This window comes from Neisseria sp. HMSC055H02, assembly GCF_001813335.1.
Lineage (GTDB): Bacteria > Pseudomonadota > Gammaproteobacteria > Burkholderiales > Neisseriaceae > Neisseria > Neisseria sicca_C.
Genome location: NZ_KV812127.1, coordinates 14891 through 16986 on the forward strand (window position 1 = coordinate 14891; position 2096 = coordinate 16986).

At 46.2% G+C, this 2096-nt stretch carries 2 protein-coding genes and 5 tRNA genes; all 7 read left to right on the top strand.

The features are described from left to right. Window positions 1-133 precede the first annotated feature (133 nt). The 7 genes from HMPREF2907_RS11290 (at window position 134) to HMPREF2907_RS11315 (ending at window position 1930) form a co-directional block, all read left to right on the top strand. Window positions 134-679 carry a type IV secretion protein Rhs gene (locus HMPREF2907_RS11290; RefSeq protein ID WP_070682752.1) on the top strand — a complete coding sequence of 182 codons (546 nt, stop codon included), beginning with the start codon at window positions 134-136 and terminating at the stop codon, window positions 677-679. A gap of 101 nt (window positions 680-780) precedes the next feature. After that, a complete protein-coding gene (gene pgsA, locus HMPREF2907_RS11295; RefSeq protein ID WP_003744331.1) occupies window positions 781-1341 on the top strand; it encodes a CDP-diacylglycerol--glycerol-3-phosphate 3-phosphatidyltransferase in 561 nt (186 codons plus the stop codon). Window positions 1342-1427: 86 nt separating this feature from the next. Beyond that, window positions 1428-1503 (top strand) — tRNA-Gly (locus tag HMPREF2907_RS11300). Window positions 1504-1542: 39 nt separating this feature from the next. Further along, window positions 1543-1618: transfer RNA gene (locus tag HMPREF2907_RS11305), tRNA-Gly, on the top strand. Between the two features lie 27 nt (window positions 1619-1645). Next, a tRNA-Cys gene (locus HMPREF2907_RS11310) sits at window positions 1646-1719 on the top strand. Window positions 1720-1729: 10 nt separating this feature from the next. Next, window positions 1730-1807: transfer RNA gene (locus HMPREF2907_RS13035), tRNA-Cys, on the top strand. Window positions 1808-1840: 33 nt separating this feature from the next. Continuing rightward, window positions 1841-1930, top strand: a tRNA-Leu gene (locus HMPREF2907_RS11315). The last annotated feature ends 166 nt before the right edge of the window (window positions 1931-2096 follow it).

Below are 2096 nucleotides of genomic sequence, written 5' to 3' on the forward strand. Positions count from 1 at the left end.
TGTCCTGATTTAAATTTAATCCACTATAAAGCGGACAGGGCAGTATCGGTTGTAAACGTAGCTGAATGACTGATAAGGCAGGATAACCGTTTTCAGACGACCCTGGTCGTCATGAAAGTAACAAGGACAAGGTATGAGCAAACACTGGCGCAGGCTGACGGACAACGAAATCAAAATGGCAAAGCTGATTTTTGCCGACAGCATTGATTACGCCCGCGTCAAAATCTATCAAGGCATTCCTTGCCTGCCGACCATGCAGGTTGCCGTTTCGCCCAACGGGAACATCTATTTCCCGCGCAATAACTGTCCTGACGACTTCGCCCTCGCTTCCGAGTCCCATCAAATATGGATGATTCATGAATTGACCCATGTTTGGCAGTACCAGCAAGGATTTAAAACCTGGTTGGGCGGATTGTTTTTGTTCGTCAGCGGAGGCTACCGCCGCCGCCGTGCCTATCTCTATCCCAAGCTGTCCGATATTTGTCATTTCAGTATGCTGAATATGGAGCAGCAGGCGGATTTATTGGCGCATTATTACGCGTCGTGTTATCTAAAAGGCAACATATACAACGCCCAAAATCAAACCTTTCAAAAGATTTTAAAGTCGTTTATCGAAGACCCGTGCCAAAAAGAATGGCTGCCTCAATGCAGGTTTTATCGAAAAAACAAACGGACTTGAAGGCTTTTGCTGTCTGAAAGATGGTGAAAACATATGCTTTCAGACAGACAAGTCCGTTATAATAGGCAAATTAACTATCATAACCACATCAAAGGTAAATCATGCCTTGGAACATACCGATTTTTCTGACTTGGATGCGCGTTTTGCTGATTCCGGTCTTTACTTTGCTGTTTTTCCTGCCAAAAGGGTGGATTGCACCGGAAACCGTCAATTGGACTGCCGCTATCATTTTCGCACTCGCAGCCGTAACCGATTGGTTTGACGGATTTTTAGCAAGGCTTTGGAAGCAAACCTCCGATTTCGGCGCATTCCTCGATCCCGTTGCGGATAAATTGATGGTAGCGACCGCATTATTGCTGCTGGTCAGCCTTGGCCGTACTTATGTTATTTTCGCCATTATCATCATCGGCAGGGAAATCACCATTTCCGCTTTGAGGGAATGGATGGCGCAAATGGGCAGACGCAGCAGCGTTGCCGTTGCCACGATCGGCAAATTTAAAACCGCCGCGCAAATGGTTGCCATATTTTTATTGCTCTTAGCCTCCAATCGATTTGACAATATTTTTTACCTGACAGGTAACATATTGATGTTTATCGCATCTGTATTAACCCTCTGGTCAATGTTCTATTATCTGAAAATGGCGTGGCAGGAAATCAAATAAAAAATAAAACAAACCCCTTGACGACAAGTTTTAAATCCATAATAATTGCGTCTTCTTCGGAAACAGCAGCAAGAAACAGACATTCGGCGGGAATAGCTCAGTTGGTAGAGCGCAACCTTGCCAAGGTTGAGGTCGCGAGTTCGAGACTCGTTTCCCGCTCCAAACAAATTCTGTCTTAAGTTGCCATAAAGTTTCTCCGATGCGGGAATAGCTCAGTTGGTAGAGCGCAACCTTGCCAAGGTTGAGGTCGCGAGTTCGAGACTCGTTTCCCGCTCCAGTTTAAACACTACCTGGTAGTTTGTTTGGCGAGATAGCAAAGTGGTTATGCAGCGGATTGCAAATCCGTCTACGCCGGTTCGATTCCGACTCTCGCCTCCACTCATTTCATGGCGGGGTGGCAGAGTGTTTATGCTATAAGGGGTGCAACCCTTATACAGGCCGGTTCAAATCCGCGCCCCCGCCTCCAAATTTTCCAAATTTTTAATATAAAACAGTCTACGCCCGGGTGGTGAAATAGGTAGACACAACGGACTTAAAATCCGTCGGCCCTAAACCGGCCGTGCCGGTTCGATTCCGGCTCCGGGCACCACAGCCGCTTTTAAAGCGGTTATTTTTTTGCCTATTGCAGTCTAACACCGTAAACCAAAGCCAAGACAGATAAGGCTTTCCGCTGGTTTTGGTATCTATTTGTCATCTAATCCCGCCTAATCCGCCCTAATTGAAGAAACCTAAAATTTACGGTATCTTTTGCGGTA